This is a genomic window from Polymorphobacter megasporae (assembly GCF_018982885.2).
GTDB lineage: Bacteria > Pseudomonadota > Alphaproteobacteria > Sphingomonadales > Sphingomonadaceae > Polymorphobacter_B > Polymorphobacter_B megasporae.
Genome location: NZ_CP081848.1, coordinates 443,762 through 463,524, shown reverse-complemented (window position 1 = coordinate 463,524; position 19,763 = coordinate 443,762). Strand labels below are relative to the sequence as shown.

The window sequence follows — 19,763 nt, the reverse complement described above, 5'->3', positions numbered from 1 at the left end:
GTGAAGAAGTCCCTCTGATGCCGTCTTGAAGAGCTTTGGCCTCAAGTAGGTGCGTTCACCGCGGCGTCGCCGGTGTCCACGCCGGGGCGATAGGGTGCTGCCCACCCTCGCCCCACGCCGGGGCGATAGGGTGCTGCCCACCCTCGCTGGAGGCACCTAGAATGTCGGCAACGATTTCGATAAAGACACGCACCTTCGGGGCAAGATGACGGTTCGACGGAAACAGCACCGAAATAGGTGGTCCGTCGACCGCGAATTCGCGCAAGACCTGCACAAGTTGGCCGGATCGCAGGTATGGCTCGGCCATGTAGGTGTGAAGCTGAACCAGACCGGCGCCGGCGAGGCCCGCATCGATGATGACGTCATTGCTGTCGAAGTTCAGCGTTCCCGCCACGTCGAGCTCGAAGGGCATGCCGTTATCTGGAGAGGCGAACCTCCATCTCGCCGGGGATGGGCCACCGTGCGGTACGCGTCCGATGCAATCGAAATTTGCCAAGTCGACCGGGTTGCGCGGCTCACCATTCGCTTCGATATATGCGGGAGCGGCGCACACCATGTATCGGACGGTGCCGACACGTCTGACCATGAGCCGCGAGTCCCGCGGTTCGCCGATCCGCACCACCGCGTCCAGTCCCGCCTCGATCAGATCGGACAATTGATCGTTGAAGGATGCTTCTACCCTCAACTTTGGATACCGCTCGGTCAGTGTGCCGAGTGCAGGCGCGATCTGAAGCCTTCCAAGCGTCGCCGGAAGCTCGACCTTCAGAACCCCGGTCGGGCCCGCGGCGCGCTCGCGCATCGACCGCTCGGCATCGTCGAGTTCCACCAAAATTCGGTCGCACCTCTCGAAGAATAAGCGCCCTTCGTCGGTCAGGCTCAGCGCTCGCGTCGTACGCTGGAACAGGCGGAGTTGCAGTCGTTCCTCTAGTCTGGCGACGCTCTTGCTTACCGCGGACGCCGAGATGCCGAGGGCCTTGCCGGCGTTGGCAAAGCTGCCTTGTTCCGCGACGCGGACGAATGCGAGAATGCTTCCGAGTTTGTCAGTTGCCATACGCTTCGCCAAAATGATCCCGTCCTGTGTACTGCAACGGGCGGCGGAGACATTGCGAAATCGCGGCCTTGCTCGCATCAGGGTGGCAGAATTCGCTCGAGTATGCTGCGCAGCAATACGGTTGCTTACCGCAACAGCGTATTGCGTTCCAAAGTCCGTGTCCAAGGGCTCTATTTAGCGAACGATATCGCCGCAGGTTTGAGCATCTCCATTCCAGGCCCGGCGAACGCCGAGTGTCCGGTCGGCGTCACGATTGCCGGGCCCACGCTGATTGCTCGAAGGATCGCGACAGACATGAGAATATGGTCGCCGGATAGCGCGACTGGTCGGTACTGAATGGCTGCTTCCGGCGCCCGTTTCGCGGACACGACGCTTTCTCGTCGCATCCTGCTCGCGACTGCATCCCAGGCGCGGGAGCACCGGGGTAATAAGCGATTGCAGATGTGCGGGAAGGAAAGACATGACTCTGAACCGGCTTTCGAACCATCGTCGCCAAGTCAACACGTGGGATGGCGTGTCGTTAAAGACACTTCTATGCCCTCTTTTCCGGAGCCACAGCCATGGCGATTTATCTGAACGGGCAGCGCGTCCTCGTCGTGGGTGCGGCCGGTGGGATTGGTCGGGCGGCTGCCGAGGCCTTCCCAAGCCGGTGGGGTCGTGACGGCCGCGGGCCGCACGGAGGCGAGCGTGGCCGAGGCCCGTCGCGCGCTGTACGAGCGTATGCGGTCGACCTTGCCCGCCGGCCGCATGGGGCAGCCCAAGGACGTGGCGCAGGCGATCCTCTTCGTCGCAACGAACCCCTCGCGACCGGATCGACGGTGAGCCTCGCCGGCGGAGGCCACTTCGCCTGATTGCTACCTTTACGGAGTTTCACTTGATCCGCCCGCTAAATATAGATCATGCGGCCTGCGCTGCCGAACGATCAGAGCTTTGGGGCCGCGATACGGAAAGGAACGGTGGTGAGCGAAATCGACGTTGCGCCAACAGCAGTACCCGACGTGACCGTGGCAGCGTGGCCGGCGGTCTGGTCGCTCATGTTCGGCGTCTGCGGACTGATCGCGGCGGAATTCCTGCCGGCCGGCCTGCTTACGCCGATGGCGCGCGACCTTGCCGTGTCCGAAGCGTTGGCGGGGCAGGCGGTGACTGCGACTGCGGTTGTGTCGTTCTTCGCCGCGCTCTTTGCGCCAAGCACGACCCGCCGGTTCGACCGACGATTCGTTCTGTTCGCTTTCACGGCACTGCTTATCGCGTCTGACCTGCTCGTCGCCGCCGCGCCGAACTTGCCCTTGCTGTTGCTGGCGCGGGCGCTGCTTGGGTTTGCACTCGGTGGCTTCTGGAGCATGGCTGCGGCGGTGACGATCCGTCTGGTTCCGGCCGTGATGGTCCCGAGGGCCTTGGCCGTGGTGTTCAGCGGCATTTCTGTCGCGACCATCGTTGCCGTGCCTCTCGGCAGCTATCTTGGCGGCGTGTACGGCTGGCGCACCGTGTTCATCCTCGCCGCCGCGTTTGGGGTGTTGACGCTGCTCATTCAGGTCGTGGCGCTGCCGCCCCTCGCGGTACGCGGCGTCGCACGGCTCGGCACACTGCTCCATGTGTTGCGTCGGCGGGGGATAGGTGCGGGCGTAATCTGCATCGTCCTCGTGTACGCCGGCCATTTCGGCCTGTTCACCTTTCTACGGCCGTTCCTGGAGACGGAGGGCGGGTTTCACGGAGAGCGGATCGCGATTGTACTCACGGTTTTCGGGCTCGCTAACCTTGCGGGCACCGTTTTCGCGAGCGTCCTGTTGGAGCGTAGCCTGAGGCTACCTCTGACACTGACGACAATGCTGCTCGGTTCGGCGGCGCTCGCGCTCGCTGTGACGCCGACGCCGCCGGCGGCGGTCACGATAGGACTGGTCGCGGTTTGGGGCATTGCCTACGGCGGCATCCCTGTCAGCTGGTCGACCTGGATCGCGCAGGCAGTGCCCGATGAAACGGAGAGCGGCGGCGGGCTGATCGTCGCAGCTGTCCAGCTCGCTATCACGATAGGCGCGGCGGGCGGGGGCCTGATCTTCGCGGCGGCAGGCGTGAAAGAAGTCTTTGTGATTGCGGGCCTGCTTACCCTTACTACCTCCGTCGCGGTATACGCCAGTATGTCCGGCCCGCGCATGCCGGTTAAATAATCGCGCCTCTCTGGGGCGCTTCGCTGACCGCCGAATTTGATTTAGTAGCATAATGGCCTGCAACGGCGAAGTCATCGGCGCACTCTGTCGCCCGAGGCGACATACCTATCAAATGAGCTGACCCCCACTCGCGCCGATACATCGACAACGGCTTGCTCATGAGCCGGCCCGCCGTCACCGGAGAAATGGCCGATTTAGACACCAGCCTTTTGGGAAATCCATCATCGATCCTCGCCGCGTGCAAACGCTTGTAGTCCACCTGTCCACCCATTTCGTGCCCGACGAGACGGATATGACGATGCCCAGTGCTTAGACCAGCATCCCCACGTCCGTCGCCACGGTCTTCTTGTCATACCTATCATGTGGCTTGGAGGAAATCGCCGACGCCGCGAAGGTCAGGGGCGATGGCGCGGTAATCGTTCGCGAGCAGTGGTATTAGCTTGCGCTAAGCGTGCGACGTTTGGGGCCAACCATGCAGCAAAACCACCGCATCGCCTGTTCCCACCTCGCGGTAAGCGATACGAACGCCATTCACCCCGAGACGCTTGAACCGCACGGCTGAACGGCAATCATCGCGACCCAGCATAGCCGTATCCGATCCGTCCGATTCGGCCTTGGGACTTGATCGGGACCCGGCTCGGACATTCATCTCGCACCGACTGGTTGACGATCGGTCGCTCAACAACCCATGGACACTTATGTTCCCCCTTTTGCCCAAGGTAGGCCAGACGCGGCAGCACGGCCGACGGCCTGCAGTTGGCTCACTGTTGCGCCGTCGCGAGCCTGGATCGAGAGCCCTTCGAAGACGCTCGCAAGGAAGCGTGCGAGCACTTCGGTATCTGCATCCTGTTCAAGCTCGCCAGCGGCCAAGCCGGCGTCCAACAGTTTTAGAAGCTCGCGTCGTTCGCGATCGCGAATCTCACGCGTTTCCAGCGCCAAATCGTGTTCGTCCGGAGCGTATTCGATGAGCCCTAACGCAATATGCACCCCTCGGCCTGCCAGCCCTAGTTACGACCCCAACGGCCAAATCGAAGAAGTCATTCAGAATAGTTCGAAGGGGTCCTGTGCGGGCACCTGCCACAACGGCTCCTCGCGTTCGAAATGACGCGCGCGGGCCCTACGATAGCGTTCCGCCTTGCTTCCGAAGGCGGCGTAGAGGCTCGCCGGCCTGATCGCCATCGCCGCCGTAAGGTCGGCGATTTTGACGCTCGCGAACCCCCGCTTCGAGAACAGCAGTATGGCAGCTTCGATGGCGCTCGCGATTGAAGCTCCAGGGTCTGCCACCCTTGGGCTGGAAACCCGATTGGTCGGATACGGCTTCGGTGTAGACGGTTGAGGCCTCCTGAAAAAAAGCGTTATGCAATTGGGCGGATCCCATCGCCCATGTTGAGTCTGGAGGCGGCGTGTGCTTCGCTACGGCATGGACGATATCACCCTCAGCCTTGCCCGGTCACCCGCCGATCTGGCTTCGGTGCGAATCCTCTTCAAGCTCTACGCGGCCGAACTGCCGATTGATCTTGGATATCAGGATTTTGATGCGGAACTCGGCGCTTTGCCCAGCAAATACGCCGAGCCCGCGGGCTGCTTGCTGCTCGCACGGCGTTGCGGAGCCCCTGTCGGTTCTGTCGGTTTGCGTCCACTTGACGAGCCCGGAACCTGCGAGATGAAGCGGTTCTTCGTGGCGCCGGGCGCGCGTGGGTCTGGGCTGGGCCTGAGGCTGGCGGCAGAAGCAGTACACGAGGCAACCCGTCGCGGCTACTGGAAGCTGCTGCTGGACACGCTGGAGACCATGACCTCCGCCATCGCGCTGTACCAGCAACTCGGCTTCGTAAATACGGCGGCCTACTACGGGCCCGTCCCAGCCGGTACGATCTTCATGGTCAAGAAGCTGCCGGCCGCCCCGAGCCGGAGTAGTGAGGGATTCTACAAGAGCTAGGTGTGAAATCAGACGGCCGCCGTGAATACCAACAGGTGTGCCAAGCGGCACCAGCCGATCGCAATAGATATGGAACGATCTCTATCCGATATCGTTCGTCGTTGTGATGGAAGGCAGCAGAAGTGGAAGGGGCCGGCCCCGCAAGTTCGACGAGGACAATGTCGTCGATGCGGCGATCGAAGTGTTCTCGTCGAAAGGCTTCACGGCTGCCTCGCTTAGTGAACTGACCAAGGCCACAGGCTTGTCGGTCAGCAGCCTTTACAAGGCATTCGGTGATAAGGACGGCGTGTTCCAGCAGGCTATTGCAAGATATGTGTCGCTCGGTGATCAAGCCATGGCAGTCGCTGCTGCAACTGATGAGACGGCACGCCAAAAACTCGTCGCGATCGTCGAGATCTACGCGGGTTGGAGCCAAGGTATCTCAGGGAGGCGTGGATGCCTCGTCATCTCCGGCCTGGCCGAAATCGATATACTCGGGAAGGCAACAGCTCGGCATCTGCGGGACGCTCTCAACCGTCGCCGGGCCGTACTTTGTGGCTTGATCGAAGAAGGTCAGCGCGACGGCTCGATCGGTTCAAGAGAACAGTCGGCGGTACTTGCCGATCTCTTGCTGACCATCGTGCAGGGAATGCGTGTTGTTGGAAAAAGCGGGCTTTTCCCGGTCGATCCGCGACCACTGATCGTCGTGGCGATGCGCATTCTCGATTAGTTCTATCATCTACGGAGCAAGAGAATGACGCTTAGCGGCCTAATCCGCATTTTCACCGGGGCTGTCCTTCTGGAGCTCACCTGTCTGGTTTACGCAGCTAACGGCGCTCACGGCGCGCCACTGAAGACCATGCCGATTGTGGTCCCCGCAACCCAACACGTCGTCCACGTCGGCATGGTCGACCTTCATTACAGCGACTTCGGCGAAGGCGATCCCGTGCTCCTGCTGCCCGGCTGGCCCGAAGACGGCTATGCATGGCGCAAGGTCGCGCCCCGGCTCGCCGCTACCGGACGAAGAGTCATCATCCTCGACCCGCGCGGTTTTGGAGACAGCGACAAGCCGCGTGACGGCTACGATCTCGACATCGTAGCCACGGAAATTCATGCATTCCTTTTGGCTACGGGACTGGATCGTCGTGGCGGCATCGACGTCGTCACCCACGATCTGGGTGGCTGGATCGGCTATGCGCTCGCATCGGCTTATCCGGATGACGTGCGACGGCTCGTGCTCAGCGAGGTTACGATTCCCCGTCCCGATCAGCCTCGACCGTTGCCCGACGACAGTGCCAATATCAAAACGTGGCACTTCGCCTTCAACCGCCTTCCCGGCCTGCCGGAGATGCTCGTCACGGGGCACGAGCGAGCCTTTCTCGATTGGTTGTTCGACGAGAAGGCGAGGCGACCGGCAGCGATCGATATGAAGGCGCGAGCCGAATACACGCGCGTCTTCGCCACCCTCGGTGGGGCTCACGCCGGCTTCGAATACTATCGGGATCTGTTCTCGAATGGCGGACTTCAACGTATGAAGGAGCGGCTATCGAATCCACTCCCCATGCCCGTGCTCGCGATCGGCGCGGACGGCGGTGTCGGCTCGCTTCTCACCGAGAGCATGCGCGGCGCGGCTACGGACCTCCACAGCGTCGTTCTGCAGAATTGCGGTCACTACCTCCCCGAGGAATGCCCTGCCGAGTTCGCGGGGGCCGTAAGCGGCTTCTGGGGGCAAACCGCGACGACGCAGCGTTGAGGTCATGGTCGTGAGCATTCTCGATCCGGTCGACGGCGCGATCAAGGTGAGCGGCCTGACCGCGATCGACGGCGCGATGCCCCTTTCTTATCGGCGTCCACCGTCGGTCCGCTGCCCCGAAGGACGGCTGCTCAACGACGATTACGGTAATGCCGATCGCGCAGGAGCCTCGCTCCTTGCCGTCGATCGATGCAAGGTCCTTGGTTCGATGCTCCATACGATAGCTTCCCGCCTGAGGGGCGATCGAGCCGATCATGAATAAGGATACCATTACATGCTCGATCGCCGCGAAATCCTTGTGCTCGGCTTGGGCGCTGGCATGACCGCATTCGCTGCACAACGCACGATAGCCGCGTTGCCGAACGCGATCGCGACGCCACCCTTTGGAATGAACCTATATCTGTGGACGCAGACCGTGACGCCCGCCTTCTTCCCACTGATCAGGAGATTACGCGCGATCGGCTACCAAAGCGTCGAGATCCCGATCATTCACGGGACGGGGCAGCATCTGATTGAGCTTCGCCGCGTGCTCGAAGGTGAGGGGCTCTTCTGTACGACGCTTAGCGCGGTGACGCAGGACGCAGACCCCGCCTCTCCAGACTCTGCGGTCCGGCGTGCCGGTCTTGAGACGCTCCGGTGGGCGATAGACGCGAGCCATGTGCTGGGAAGCAAAATCCTCAGTGGGCCACTCTACGCGGCTTCCGCACCCCCTTCGGGCGCCGGCGGGCCGTCGCCTGATGCCCTTCAATGGTCTGCCGGTACGCTCGCTGCAGCCTGCGATTATGGGTCAGCGGCAGGCGTGTGCCTGTGCCTCGAATTTCTAAACCGCTTCGAAGGCTACCTCCTCAACACTGCCGAAGAGACGATGGCTCTCATCCGTGCTGTCGCCGCGCCGAACCTGGGTGTGGCGTTCGACACCCACCACGCTCAGATCGAGGAACGCAGCCTTGGCGCCGCAATCACCACGTGCGGAGATCGTCTCTTCCACACGCACATCAGCGAAAGCAATCGAGGCACCTTAGGACGCGGCACGATCGCCTGGGATCAAGTGTTCGCTGCCCTGAAAGCGATCAACTATTCGGGGTCGTTGACCGTCGAGGCATTTGCGAAGGACGTTCAGCCTCTTGCTACATCGGCCCATGTCTGGCGGAACACCTTCGAGTCCAAGGATCAAGTTGCACGCGATGGTCTAACTTTCCTACGCCAGCACTGGCGATCATAACCGCTTCACATAATCAAGATCATATGGCCCGGATCAATAATCATATTCATCACATTGCGGCCATCACAGTCATAAGTTCGTTCCATCTTGTCATACCGACAAACAACTTTATATAGTTCAGATAATGGAGCCATGAACCGATGAGCGTGCCCATTTCGCCGCTCCGGATCGCGGTCGTCGGTGCCGGTAACATCGGAAGCACCTTCGCCTTTCAGCTGGCCCGCACCGGGGGTCACGATTACTGTGGTCGCGCGCCCGGGCTCCTCCTAGCTGGTGCAAGTTCCAAGAGATGGTGCGATTATCGAAAACGGAGGCCAGCGCGCACATGTCCAAGTGGTGGACGCGCTCGATGAGACGATGCTGTACGATCTTGTGATCGTAACCGTCCTGACGTAACTAGTCGACGCGGTGCTGCCGGCACTCGTGCACAGCCCCGCCAGTAGCATACACTCCACGTTCAATACGTTCGATTCTGGCCGTCTGGGTGCTGCCGTCGGCGACGAACGTGCAGCGTTCGGCATGGCCATAGTCCAAGCCACGCTCGACAGTGACGTTAGGCTAAAAGCCCGAATGGTGCAGGTGGACAGAAGACGCTGATGAGTCATCAGCGCTGGGTCGACGTGTTCAACGCTGCGGCGTTGCCCGCCGTTCGCGAGCGCGATATGCGGCTCTGGCTGCGCTGCCACAAACCGCTATGTGTGCGTTCGAGAGCGTGTCGGTGGCTGGTGCGGCGGGACGGTGGGGCTTCTTGGGATGATGCCTGCTTGCTGGCACGTGAAATACGATAAAGCTTCAAATTAATCGAGGCTATGGGCCACCCCATCCACCCGCATGCAAAGCAGCTCATATACCGAAGCCCGATCGCAGTCGTGGCAGCTATGCTTTGGTCCATGATTCGATGTTTCGCGTGCGATCGTTTCGCGAACTGTTGGCAGTAGGTAGGGCAGAGTGCGTCGCACTGGTTCAGGCCATGACGACCAAAGCAATTCTTGCTGCGCGACAATCACGGTGAGAACGCGAGGCAATCAGGATGAGAACGGCTTGCCGGGGTGCGGGTGAAGGGAGGGCGTAGCCCGACCGGAGGCCGGACCCCGGCAAAAGCGTCTTTCCCCGCAAGGGGTAGGTCGTCGGCTGATCGTGACCGACCGGATATGCGGATGGATTTTCTCGTCGAGGGATCTGTTCGTGCCCGGTCGCCATGTCACCGATCACCAGATGAGGCTCTACATGAAGTTCCGAGAGACAGACGCGCCGCATGTCGCGGCAGCGAAGGTGTCATTTAGCACGGCGTCGGGATATCGCTTCGAACACGACGGCAGGCTGCCGTCGCACACGGTGCCGGTTCGCACGCGGCGGCGGCCCGATCCGCTGGCGGATATCTTCGACACCGAGGTCGTGCCGATGCTGACGGCGGCACCGGGGTTGCGCGCGGTGGCGGTGTTCGAAGAGTTGCAGCGACGGCATAGCGGCCTCGCTTCGGGCGTGCGGCGGACGCTTGAGCGTCGGATCCGAGCGTGGAGAGCGCTGCACGGCACCGATCGCGAGGTGATCTTCCGCCAGGTCCACGAGCCGGGACGGATGGCGCTGTCGGACTTCACCGATATGAACACGTTGGGCGTCACCATCGCCGGTGTGATCCTCGATCATCGCCTCTATCACTTCCGTGCAGCGGCTTCGGGCATGCGCACGTGGTGCTCGGCGGCGAGAGCTACGTGGCGCTGGCCGAAGGCCTGCAGAACGCGCTGTGGGCGCTCGGCGGCGCACCGCTCGAACACCGCAGCGACAGCCTGTCGGCGGCGTTCCGTAACTTCGACGCCGATGCCCGCGCGGACCTGACCACGCGGTACGACGCGCTGTGCGCGCATTACGGCATGGTGCCGAGCCGCAACAACCGCGGCGTCGCGCACGAAAACGGGTCGATCGAGAGTCCGCACGGCCACCTGAAGAAGGCGGTTGCCGACGCGCTGCTGATGCGCGGCAGCAGCGACTTCACCGATCTCGCTGCCTATCGCGGCTTCATCGACGAGATCGTTGGGCGCCAGAACGTCCGGATCGTCAGGCGCATCGAGGCCGAGCGCGCGGTGCTGCAACCCTTGCCGGGGCGACGAACCTGCGACTGGGAGGAGACGATCGTCACCGTGACCTCGTCGAGCGGGTTCACGCTGCGGAAGGTGTTCTACACGGTGCCGTCGCGGCTGATCGGGCACCGGTTGCGGGTCCGACTGCATGACAACCGGCTCGACCTGTTCATGGGTGGCACGCAACTGATGACCCTCGATCGCGGTCGTGCTGATGCCAGCGGCAAGCACGGCCATGTCGTCGACTATCGTTACGTTATCCGCGCCCTGCGGAGGAAGCCGATGGCGCTGGTGCGTTTCGTCTACCGGGCCCAGCTGTTCCCGCGCGAAACGTATGCACGGACGTTCGACCGGCTGCTCGAGCAGCTTCCCGAGCGGCCGGCGTGCCAGCTGATGGTCGATCTGCTGGCGCTGGCGCACGATCGTGGCTGCGAGGCAGAACTCGCCGTGGTCCTCGCCGACGAGCTTGCCGGCGGACGCCTGCCCGACATGGCAATGCTAAGATCCCGGTTCGCGCCCGATCCAGCAAGTCTGCCCGACGTCGTCGTCGAGCTCGTTCCGCTCAGCGCCTACCAGGAGCTGCTTGGGCCGCAGACGGGAGCGGCGGCATGACCGGCGCGATCGACACCGCACGGCTGACCCTGATCCTCAACGAGCTGCGTCTCCCCGCGATCAAGACCGGGTGGCCGGGCTTTGCGCAGACATCCGACAAGGAGGCTTGGCCCGCCGCCCGCTTCCTCGCGGCACTCGCCGAGCACGAGGTCGCCGAGCGCGACCGGCGGCGGATCGAACGCCATCTCGGCGAGGCCCGGCTGCTGCCGGGCAAGACCCTCGACAGCTTCGACTTCACCGCCGTGCCGATGATCAGCCACGCCCACGTCATGGCGATCTGTGCCGGCGACGCCTGGATAGGCAACGGCGCCAACGTCATCCTGATCGGCGGCCCCGGCGGCGGCAAATCACATATCGCCTCCGCGATCGGCCTCGCACTGGTCGAGAATGGCTGGCGCGTGCTGTTCGCCCGCACCTCCGACCTCGTCCAGAAGCTCCAGGTCGCGCGCCGTGAACTCGCGCTCGAGGCCGCGATCAACCGGCTCGATAAATACCATCAGCTGATCCTCGATGACCTCGCGTACGTCAGCAAAGACCAGGCCGAGACCTCGGTGCTGTTCGAGCTGATCAGCGCTCGCTACGAACGCCGCTCGATGCTGATCACGGCGAACCAGCCGTTCGGCGAATGGGGCAAGGTCTTCCCCGATCCGGCGATGACGCTCGCCGCCGTCGACCGCCTCGTTCATCACGCCACCATCTTCGAGATGAACGTCGACAGCTTCCGCCGCCGTGCCGCAGTCGAACGAAAGCAGCATGGGGCCGGGCGGCCGCCAAGCTACGCGACGATCAAGAACATCGAGGCTCTGACGCGCAGCGACAATCAATCCGAAACTTAAGCCTTGCCAGCGACAGACACACCGAACATCGTGCCACCGTCGCGGTCACCGGTTCTCATCCTGATCGTCGCGCTATCTCACCCAGATCGTCGCGCAACACAATTCTCGCGCAAAGAGACGATTTAGTCGCGGCGCTTCGAGCCATGGCTCCTTGTGAAGGACGATTTCCGGAGCGAAGCCTTTCCTTAGGGTGTACACGCCCATTGTGCCGGCCGAGTAATGTGCGGTCAGTTCAGGTAAGCAGGAAACAGCGGCATCGCCGTGAAGACATCGGCGGCATGCTGAACGACGACACGGGCGTCGTAGTGCGCTGCCAACCCCTTGACCCTTTCGATCGATGCTATTGTGTCGGCGCGGTTGGCGTTGCCAAGAGGTACCAGGTCGCGCTGATAATTGACCGCGAAATGGGCGACGTCGCCGGTCAGGATCACCCAGCCGGTGCGTATTAGATGCACCATCAGCGAGTGATGACCGACGGTGTGCCCAGGCGTACTTATCATGCGGACGCTGCCGTCACCGAACACGTCCCTCTCGGCGGCGATGGGTTCGATTTTGCTGCGGAGCACCGCGGTGACCCGGTCGCGCTGTACGCCATTGGGCGTCGGCGTGCCGCTAGCCCAGGCGAGCTCGGTGGGCGAGACGAGGAAAATCGCATGCGGGAACAGCGCTGCGTTTCCGCTGTGGTCAGCGTGAAGATGCGACAGGCCAACATAGCGGATGTCGTCGGGCTTGAGGTTTAGCTCCGCAAGCTGCGAGGCGAGCGTGACGGGAACACGGAAGTGTAGCCCGACCATCTCGCGCCCGGCGGGGCTGGCTGCGATCTCGTCGCCTAGGCCGGCATCCCAAAGCATCCAGTCGGCACCATGACGGATCAGGAAGCATGTCACCGGCATCGCCCCATGTTCTCCGTCGTGATCGCCGGTGTCGGCGAAGTTTGCCATGTCAGTGAAATCTATCCGACCGCAATCGAGCGTATAGATCCGGACTTCGGTCGGAGCCGATGCGGCGCTTGTCAACGATGCCGGCAGCAGGGCCGCCGCGAGGAGTGCCACAAGGTGCCGGCCCAGGCCGTCCACTCCTAGGCGTCGATTACGCGAAATTGCGTTCGACCGATCGAGATGACGACATTCGGATGGCCCTCCGCCAACGATCTTGGCATGATGACCGCGCGGAGCAGCGTCGTCTTCAAATGTCATAGCGATGTTGCTTCAATAAGAGGAGGTTGAATGCAGTACCGCAAAGTCGGCACCGGTGCCGAGTTGGCGCATCGTTAATCCGCGGATTGTCGTCGCTCATGTGCAACGATCGTCACGCCGCTGCCCGGCGTCGGCGCTCGACGCGGGCGACGATCATTCCGGATGCGGAAGACGCCTGGAGCGACGGATCGAACCGGGCTACGCTGGTGCGGGTGCCACACCGTGCTCGCATCAGGCACGCATACGGCGCGCGCGAAGTGTACCGGATACGACGGCCCGTCACCAATTAGGGTCTGTCGCCAAACGTTATAGGTTGAGCCGCCGGCAACTTCCCGCCGCGTAGCTTGCTTGACGGCCAGGTGCATCCTCATTGTTTGGCCCCTTGGCCCATTGCCACATGGTGCATGCTCAGCTGATGAACTTGGCGGCGCAAAGACGGATGTCAATGATCATGAACTTCTGATGGATCACACTGCTAACAAGACTAGTACCAGTTAAATTTCCGTACCGGCAAATAATGTCGAAAAGCTCTGCTATTCCAATGGTGATTTCTTGCTTCCAATTTTGTCGGTCGTCTCTAGGGGCACGCGACACCCGTTCAGGAACAGGCTAAGCAGATTGAACCAAGCAATTATAAGGATAAGCTTACGTGTGGTGACGGCACCAAATCGTTCGAGCAACGACTGCAACGTGCTATCCGTCAAGGTGCCGTTGTCGCACAATTCATCCGTAGCCTTGCACACGAGAACATAGTCGTCGTTTACCCCTGTAACCGAACCATCAGCGCTAGCTGCATCGCAGTCTATTTGGGACAGTCCATTATTCAAGGACATCGGCACATTAGCTTGCCACTCATAAGGGCTATCGAGCTTGTTGGCAGCACGTAGGATGATCATCTGCCTAATTCTGGGGTCTACTCCTTGAGCAGCGAACACCGCCTTTACGAGGCCCACCGTCGCGTCGAACATATCCTCGGTGCCGGCCATCATCTTTACTACATTCAATGTGGTTGCCGCGTTGTAGGACGGTCCTATTACCTCGCGAATGAGATCGTCGTCGGGGATTGGGACGGACGTCTTTGCAGCATAAAGCGAAGAACTGATCACGGTAGTTTATCTTTATGTTGTGCTATCGAGATACTATTGGTATCATAACTATTTTTCGACGAACTGCTACTCGGTCCAGCCGAGCGTTTATCTCGTCCGTGCAAGATCGCGCCGAGCTCGACGTGCAACAGGCGATCAGCAACGTTGCGAGCTCTTCCACTGCGTGGTCCCGATGGCGCTATGAAGGGACTCTGTGCCAGCGATTGCAGATGCTGTCGCGCCTGCCACTGGCTAAGCCGAGGCAAAGAGCATAATTGTCCAGCTTCGTAGTTTTCAAGCTCACCCTGATAGTAGATCAGCCAGCAGATTACCAGATCACGATCGACTGCCGGCGCCTGTCGATCACGAATTTCTCCAGTCCGCGCCGGGTGGTTGCAGCGCGCCATTGCTAAGGGTGTTGTGATGGGCGTCATAAGACGAGTGTAAACTACATTCTTTAAAGATCGACCTTGATCAAGATTAATTCCGGCGTCTCAGAAGGAATAGTTTTTCAGCGAAGCATCATAATTCGGGGAGATCTTGTAGGTACTGTCGGCGTGGGCGAGGGTGCCGAAGGGGTGGCGGCGACGAAAGAGCTTGAGATTTGGCACGCACTGTCGCGGTCCTGAGCACTTGCATTACGGACGATGGATCCTGGTGCGCGCCCTTCCGTGTCGACCATGGCGTGGCGTGTGTTCTAACACGCCTCCGCCGGCGTCGTAGCAGCGTGGTCCGCAGGCTTCGGTCGTCTTTAAGCTCAAACTGTCGAGCGAGGCCGCAGGAGGGCGGCTTTCGACCGACCCGGACCTGGACGGGATGGACCGGATTATGATTAAGTTTCTCGCAGGCAGTGGGATTGCGCGGCTTGGCAAACCAGCGGTCGACGATGGGCCAGGGTCGGGAGCTGTCGGATGGGGAAACGTCATGGGCATCTCCCGCTGGGCACGAAGAAGATAGGATCCTGCACCACGCGCGAGCCCCATCGTTCACCGATGCGCTCGCTGGTCTGAACCGGCGACTCAAGTCCTGCGCCTTCGGTCCGACCGTCCCGAACAATCGTCTAGTCTGGAAACCTGGGTCCTTTTCACTACCGGGACCGTCGAACCAAAACTTTTGTCTCTTGTGGCGATTAACCTGCCAATAAACATCAGATGTCGCTCATCATCGACGTTCGCCAGTGCCCAGGTGGGGGCCTGTTTAATGCCTATCTACATTTTAGGCGGGATGGTCGCACAGGACCACCCTCCGCCGAGCGCCGCATACAGGGCGACCGCGGTATCTAGTTGGTTCTGCCGTGTGGTCGTAGAGGACAGCTGGGTCGCGTAGAGGCTACGCTCGGCGTCGAGCAGGTCGATGTAAGCCGAATAGCCTTCTCGGTATCGTTCCTGCGCGAGCACGAGTGAGTGGCGCAGAATTGCAAGCCGCCTGAGCGCTGTGTCTTGCTCGACGGCAAGCGTGGTCGCGCTTGAAAATGCGGTCTCGACCTCACCAAACGCGGCCAGCACCACGCCGCGATACTGGTATGCGGACTGGTCGCGCAACGCGGTTGCGACGTCGAAACCGGCCCTGAGCGCACCGCCCTCGAACAGCGGCACGAGCAGGCTTGCCCCGACGCTCCAGATCGTGACCGGATTATAGTTGCGCGGGCCACTCGCGACGACGCCAAACAGCGCGGACAGGTTTAGTTGGGGCAGATAGTCGGCGCGCCGCGCGGCGATGGTGGCGTTGGCGGCGGCAAGCCGGTATTCGGCGACGGCGATGTCGGGACGTCGACGAAGCAGCGCGGCGGGGAGCGTCGCAGGAATGACCGGCAGCGCCAGCGCATCGAACGTACGCCCGCGGACGATCGCGCGTGGCAAGTCACCGACTAGTAACGCGAGCGCATTTTCCTGAGCGCGCACTGACTGTTCTATCAGCGGCCCCTGTTGCGCTACCAGTTCATACTCGGCCTGCGCCTGGGTAAGCTCGAACTGCGAAACATATCCGACCCGCAGCTGATCTTCGATCAATCGCAGCGACCTGGCCTGCGAGACGAGCGTCGCGCGGGTAATGTCGAGCTGCGCATCCAATGATAGCAGGCCGATATACACTTGCGCGACTTGCGAGGCGACTGCGAGCGCAATCGCGTCGCGATCAGCTTGCGACGCATGGTAGTTCGAGCGCGCGGCGCGGGTAAGCGCGTGCAGACGGCCGGACAAGTCGATCTCCCATGCGGCGGCGAGCGGTGCTTCCAGCGCCGTCGTCGTCGGAACATGCGTTCCTCCCGAGCGGATCGCGCTCGCGCTTCCGCCGAGCGTGGGCAGCATCGCGGAGCGCGCGAGTCGGATTTGGGCGCGCGACTGCTCGACGACGGCGACTGCGGTCAGAACGTCGGTATTGCGCGTCAGCGCCGTGTCGACCAGCGTATCCAAAGCAGGATCACCAAAGGAGCGCCACCAGCGAGGATCGATAACGCCGTCGACAGCGGACCCGTCGCGCCATGAGAGCGGGGGCGCTATCGCCGCTGTGGCCGGAAGGGACGGGATACGCGGAGCGCAGGCCGTCACCGCCAGCATGGCCGTCAGCAATGATAAGGTCGGTCTCATTGCCTGTCCGCGGGATCGACCGTTCCGGTGGTGTCGATCCGCGTCGTTACCGACATGCCCGGCCGTAGCTGCGCCGCGAGCAGCTGATCTCGATCGACGGCGATCCGGATCGGTAGCCGTTGCACAACCTTGGTGAAATTGCCGGTAGCATTGTCCGGCTTGAGGACACTGAACTCCGATCCCGTCGCAGGTGAGATCGCCTCGACGCGGCCGGTCAGCCGGGCGTGCGCGAGTGCATCGACTGACACGGTCGCGGGTTGGCCAATGCGGATATGATGCGTCTGAGTTTCCTTATAGTTGGCGATTACCCATATCTCGTTCGGGACCAAGTAAATAAGCTGCGTACCGGCGGTGACATACTGGCCAGGGCGAACACTGGCTTCACCGATCTGACCGTCGCGGGGCGCATACAGGACGGTGTTCGACAGATCGATCTTCGCCTGGGCTAAGGAGGCGCGATTGCTCTCGACCTGGGCCGCCAAGCCGGCGCGTGTGACGATTGCCGCCGAGATCGTTTCCTGCGCGACTTGAATCGCGGCTTTCGATTTGAGGACATTTGCTGATGCTAGATGCGCGTCGGATCGGGCCTGGCCACCCTGCCGGACCGACAGCGAGCCGTGCGACACCAGCTCCAGGATGCGCCGCAAGTCGATCGCGGTCCGTTCCTCCTCGGCCAGCGTGGCTACCAGATCAGCGCGCGCGGAGAATAATTGCGCGCGGTCGATCGCGATTGTCTGCGTGGAGTTGTCGAATTGGGCGATCACCGCGTCGAGCGTGCCGCGAACCTGCTCCAGCTTTTGCCGGTATGTGCGGTCATCGATGCGGAACAGCGGCTGGCCGCGGACAACGAATTGGTAGTCGTCGATCACGACCTGCGCGATATAACCGCTGTCCTGGGCTTCCATTACGGTAACGCGCCCCTGCACATAACTATCGATGGTGGTGACGATGGGCGTGGTGAACGGCCAGAGCTGCCATACGTACAGCAGCAGCAGCACTCCCGAGGTCCCGCCGATCAGACCGGCCACAAGCGCAATCGGGCCCGGACGCTTGAGCTTTGCGGGGATCGCGGCTGGATCGGGAGCCGCCGCTGCTGCGGGGGCCGGTTGCGCCCCGGCAGGCGCAGCCAGCGCCTGCGCTTCCGGCGGCGCAGCCCCGACCGCGCGCGCCGGTTGCGCTAGAACAGGGGAAGCCGGCAGTGGCGGGGCAGCCATCAGTCGACGCCGATCGGGACGATGTCGGCGATTACGGGGACGGGCGATGCGGGGGGGTAACGGACGCTCCGGATCGCGGCCGGCAGGCTCATAAGCACCACCAGAATCGCCCCGACCCCGATCGCCGCGAACACGTCATTATAGGCGCGTACATTCGCTTCGACCGCGGCGGTTTGGGCAAGCAGACTAATCCCCTCCGCACTCCGGAGCCGAGGATCGGGCAGGATCGGCGCATAAGTCCGCCCCTGCGCAACCAGCCGCTGCTGAACGATAGGAAGCGTGGTATCCGCATCCGCAGCGATGCCAGCCGAGTGCGCGTGCTCGCGAAAAATCTGATAGGTGCCCAGCATCGCGCCACCAACGGCCGCGCCCATCGACTGGCTCGCCGCGAAGACCACTATGAGCGCGACGAGATTGCGGTAGCTTGACTGGATGACGCTGGGGAAGGCGTCGCCGATTAATGGTCCGACGAAGAGTCCGCTCGCTAAGGCGATCAAGCCCTGGCTGACGTACATATCTACAGGGCGCGTCAAGCTGCTCGAGAAATGGTCGAGCAGACTACCCGCCGCGATGGCCAACGCCGAAGCCACGACGATCGCCGGTGCGTACCCCGGACGGTAGGTTATCATCGCCAACGCGGTTCCGCCCACGAAGCTTGCTAGGATAACACTGAACAGCAACCTGAGCTGGTCCGGACCCATCCCAAGCTCACGCAGCAACCCGAGAGAGCCATAGGTCTGCTCTGACAGCAGCAGTCGCAGCATCACCGCCCCGAGCGCAAAACGAATGATCGGTGGCGAGAACAGAAAACGCAAGTCGATGATCGGCTTGGTGCGATAGTATTCCACCATTGTTCCGGTCGCGAGCAGCGCGACTGCCACAGCGAGCGCGACGCCGATCCAGGGTGCGTCCAGCCACCATTGCAGGGTGCCTTGCTCAACCGCCGCGACGATCAGCGCGAGCGCGGGCGGAACGGTCAGGAAGAAGAAGATATCACCGCGCTCGAAGGCTTTTACCCGAATGGTTGCGGGCAGGCGCAGAACCAGCACGGCGGCGAATGCGCAAAGCGAGAGAGCGACCTCGATCTCCCCCAGTGCCTGGCTTTGGTTAAGGTCGATGATACTGGGGGATAGCAGATTCGCCAGCGGTGCCGCGAATAGAGAAAATGATATGCCGACGATAAACCCGTAATGCATTCGGGCACGCCCTACCGCTTGCAGCATGTAGAAGACGCCCATAGTGATCAGCGGTGTCGTGACGACCCCCGACGCCGCGCGCACAGCAAGCGCGCTCGCGTAGTTGGTTGCGGCGAGCTGTACCAATGTGGACGTCAGATAGAGCCCGAGCGCCAACAGCGCGAACCGCCGTATGCCGAATTGCTGCCGGAGCTTGACCAGCATCAGGTTCGACGAGACGTTGGTCATCAGATAGGCGGCGATCAGCCACTGTCCCTGCACCGGCGTTAGCGCGAGGTTGCCCTCGACGTAAGTGATGTTGACGGCAATCAGACCGTTGCCAAGACCGCCAGTCACGCCGCACAGCATCGCGACGGCCCCATAGGCTAGCCGGACCGGGACGCAATGATCAAGGAACGCTGGCGAGCCCGGCAATCTGGGGCGCTCGGCGGCCGACCACGCAGGAAGCAGCGAAGTTTGAACGTTCGGCATCACCATCTCTTTGCTATGCAAGCGATCTGGAGTGATTGATTTCGATCAAGACGCGACCTTCGGCTACGCCGCCCTGCTCTGCAAAGCTGTAACGTTTTCTGGTCGAAGGTTGGTGCTATCGCCTTCGTATCTGCGGTCGGCGATTGCCGATCGCGCGATATGGTCGCACTTCATCATAGCCTTTATTCAGGTCTCGCATTCCGACCGTGTCGTCTAGGCTCATAAACCAGTGCTGCGACCTCCCTCGAAAGGGAATGATGATTACATCGGCGGCCTCTTGGGGTTAGCCCGCGTCGGTCAGGGTTCGCGATTGGCGGCAGAAGGCATATCGATGTGACTGGTCTTTCCGCGGCTGTCACTGATTGGCGTTGGGTCGGTGAGACCCTT

General features: G+C 61.8%; 16 protein-coding genes and 1 pseudogene. 8 read left to right on the top strand and 9 right to left on the bottom strand.

Annotated features, from left to right (window positions below):
• Positions 1-55: 55 nt before the first annotated feature.
• On the bottom strand, positions 56-1,216 hold the full coding sequence (locus tag KTC28_RS02165) for a LysR family transcriptional regulator (protein WP_216711257.1): 1,161 nt from the start codon (positions 1,214-1,216) through the stop codon (positions 56-58).
• A 794-nt stretch (positions 1,217-2,010) separates the two neighbouring features.
• Here KTC28_RS02165 and KTC28_RS02160 point away from each other — a divergent pair.
• Positions 2,011-3,213, top strand: a complete 1,203-nt coding sequence (locus KTC28_RS02160; protein WP_216711258.1) for an MFS transporter — start codon at positions 2,011-2,013, stop codon at positions 3,211-3,213.
• Between the two features lie 696 nt (positions 3,214-3,909).
• On the opposite strand, the gene KTC28_RS02155 is transcribed toward KTC28_RS02160, so the two are convergent.
• Positions 3,910-4,200, bottom strand: coding sequence for a TetR family transcriptional regulator C-terminal domain-containing protein (locus KTC28_RS02155; RefSeq protein ID WP_216711259.1), 291 nt, complete (start codon positions 4,198-4,200; stop codon positions 3,910-3,912).
• A gap of 54 nt (positions 4,201-4,254) precedes the next feature.
• Entirely contained in the window at positions 4,255-4,497 is a 243-nt protein-coding gene (locus KTC28_RS23200) for a TetR family transcriptional regulator (RefSeq protein ID WP_216711260.1), read from the bottom strand.
• Positions 4,498-4,633: 136 nt separating this feature from the next.
• On the opposite strand from KTC28_RS23200, the gene KTC28_RS02145 reads away from it, so the two are divergent.
• From KTC28_RS02145 to KTC28_RS02130, 4 genes are all read left to right on the top strand, one after another.
• The gene (locus KTC28_RS02145) at positions 4,634-5,149 is read left to right on the top strand and encodes a GNAT family N-acetyltransferase (protein WP_216711261.1); all 516 of its coding nucleotides are present in this window, start codon (positions 4,634-4,636) and stop codon (positions 5,147-5,149) included.
• Between the two features lie 106 nt (positions 5,150-5,255).
• Positions 5,256-5,858 (top strand): TetR/AcrR family transcriptional regulator, encoded by a 603-nt coding sequence (locus KTC28_RS02140; protein WP_216711262.1) that lies wholly within the window; start codon positions 5,256-5,258, stop codon positions 5,856-5,858.
• A gap of 24 nt (positions 5,859-5,882) precedes the next feature.
• Complete coding sequence (locus tag KTC28_RS02135) at positions 5,883-6,881, top strand: alpha/beta fold hydrolase (protein WP_216711263.1); 999 nt, start codon at positions 5,883-5,885, stop codon at positions 6,879-6,881.
• Between the two features lie 274 nt (positions 6,882-7,155).
• Positions 7,156-8,103 carry a sugar phosphate isomerase/epimerase family protein gene (locus tag KTC28_RS02130; RefSeq protein WP_216711264.1) on the top strand — a complete coding sequence of 316 codons (948 nt, stop codon included), beginning with the start codon at positions 7,156-7,158 and terminating at the stop codon, positions 8,101-8,103.
• 5 nt (positions 8,104-8,108) lie between these two features.
• Here KTC28_RS02130 and KTC28_RS02125 read toward each other — a convergent pair whose 3' ends face one another.
• The gene (locus tag KTC28_RS02125; RefSeq protein WP_216711265.1) at positions 8,109-8,339 is read right to left on the bottom strand and encodes a hypothetical protein; all 231 of its coding nucleotides are present in this window, start codon (positions 8,337-8,339) and stop codon (positions 8,109-8,111) included.
• A gap of 949 nt (positions 8,340-9,288) precedes the next feature.
• Between KTC28_RS02125 and istA the strand changes: the two are divergent.
• Both istA and istB read left to right on the top strand, forming a co-directional pair.
• Positions 9,289-10,793 (top strand): annotated as a pseudogene (gene istA / locus KTC28_RS02120) (IS21 family transposase).
• Positions 10,790-11,629: an IS21-like element helper ATPase IstB gene (gene istB / locus KTC28_RS02115; protein WP_216711266.1), complete on the top strand. Its 840-nt coding sequence runs from the start codon at positions 10,790-10,792 to the stop codon at positions 11,627-11,629. Before istA ends, istB begins: the two are co-directional and overlap by 4 nt.
• A gap of 227 nt (positions 11,630-11,856) precedes the next feature.
• Here the strand turns inward: istB and KTC28_RS02110 are convergent, their stop codons facing one another.
• The 5 genes from KTC28_RS02110 to KTC28_RS02090 all read right to left on the bottom strand — a co-directional run bounded on the left by KTC28_RS02110 (position 11,857) and on the right by KTC28_RS02090 (position 19,382).
• Positions 11,857-12,570, bottom strand: a complete 714-nt coding sequence (locus KTC28_RS02110; protein ID WP_216711267.1) for an N-acyl homoserine lactonase family protein — start codon at positions 12,568-12,570, stop codon at positions 11,857-11,859.
• A gap of 788 nt (positions 12,571-13,358) precedes the next feature.
• Positions 13,359-13,931: a carboxymuconolactone decarboxylase family protein gene (locus KTC28_RS02105; protein ID WP_216711268.1), complete on the bottom strand. Its 573-nt coding sequence runs from the start codon at positions 13,929-13,931 to the stop codon at positions 13,359-13,361.
• Between the two features lie 1,187 nt (positions 13,932-15,118).
• Positions 15,119-16,465 carry an efflux transporter outer membrane subunit gene (locus tag KTC28_RS02100; RefSeq protein WP_255602394.1) on the bottom strand — a complete coding sequence of 449 codons (1,347 nt, stop codon included), beginning with the start codon at positions 16,463-16,465 and terminating at the stop codon, positions 15,119-15,121.
• 26 nt (positions 16,466-16,491) lie between these two features.
• Positions 16,492-17,523, bottom strand: coding sequence for an HlyD family secretion protein (locus KTC28_RS02095; protein ID WP_216711270.1), 1,032 nt, complete (start codon positions 17,521-17,523; stop codon positions 16,492-16,494).
• 185 nt (positions 17,524-17,708) lie between these two features.
• Entirely contained in the window at positions 17,709-19,382 is a 1,674-nt protein-coding gene (locus KTC28_RS02090) for an MFS transporter (RefSeq protein WP_216711271.1), read from the bottom strand.
• 25 nt (positions 19,383-19,407) lie between these two features.
• Between KTC28_RS02090 and KTC28_RS02085 the strand changes: the two genes are divergently transcribed.
• Positions 19,408-19,593 carry a hypothetical protein gene (locus KTC28_RS02085; RefSeq protein WP_216711272.1) on the top strand — a complete coding sequence of 62 codons (186 nt, stop codon included), beginning with the start codon at positions 19,408-19,410 and terminating at the stop codon, positions 19,591-19,593.
• Positions 19,594-19,763: the final 170 nt, after the last annotated feature.

Bases quoted from the DNA above. Each gene is read 5' to 3' on its own strand.
- KTC28_RS02130 (WP_216711264.1), top strand. From the start codon at position 7,156: ATGCTCGATCGCCGCGAAATCCTTGTGCTCGGCTTGGGCGCTGGCATG.
- KTC28_RS02100 (WP_255602394.1), bottom strand. From the start codon at position 16,465: ATGCTGGCGGTGACGGCCTGCGCTCCGCGTATCCCGTCCCTTCCGGCC.
- istB (WP_216711266.1), top strand. From the start codon at position 10,790: ATGACCGGCGCGATCGACACCGCACGGCTGACCCTGATCCTCAACGAG.
- KTC28_RS02135 (WP_216711263.1), top strand. From the start codon at position 5,883: ATGACGCTTAGCGGCCTAATCCGCATTTTCACCGGGGCTGTCCTTCTG.
- KTC28_RS02145 (WP_216711261.1), top strand. From the start codon at position 4,634: ATGGACGATATCACCCTCAGCCTTGCCCGGTCACCCGCCGATCTGGCT.
- KTC28_RS02090 (WP_216711271.1), bottom strand. From the start codon at position 19,382: ATGGTGATGCCGAACGTTCAAACTTCGCTGCTTCCTGCGTGGTCGGCC.
- KTC28_RS02140 (WP_216711262.1), top strand. From the start codon at position 5,256: ATGGAAGGCAGCAGAAGTGGAAGGGGCCGGCCCCGCAAGTTCGACGAG.
- KTC28_RS02110 (WP_216711267.1), bottom strand. From the start codon at position 12,570: ATGGCAAACTTCGCCGACACCGGCGATCACGACGGAGAACATGGGGCG.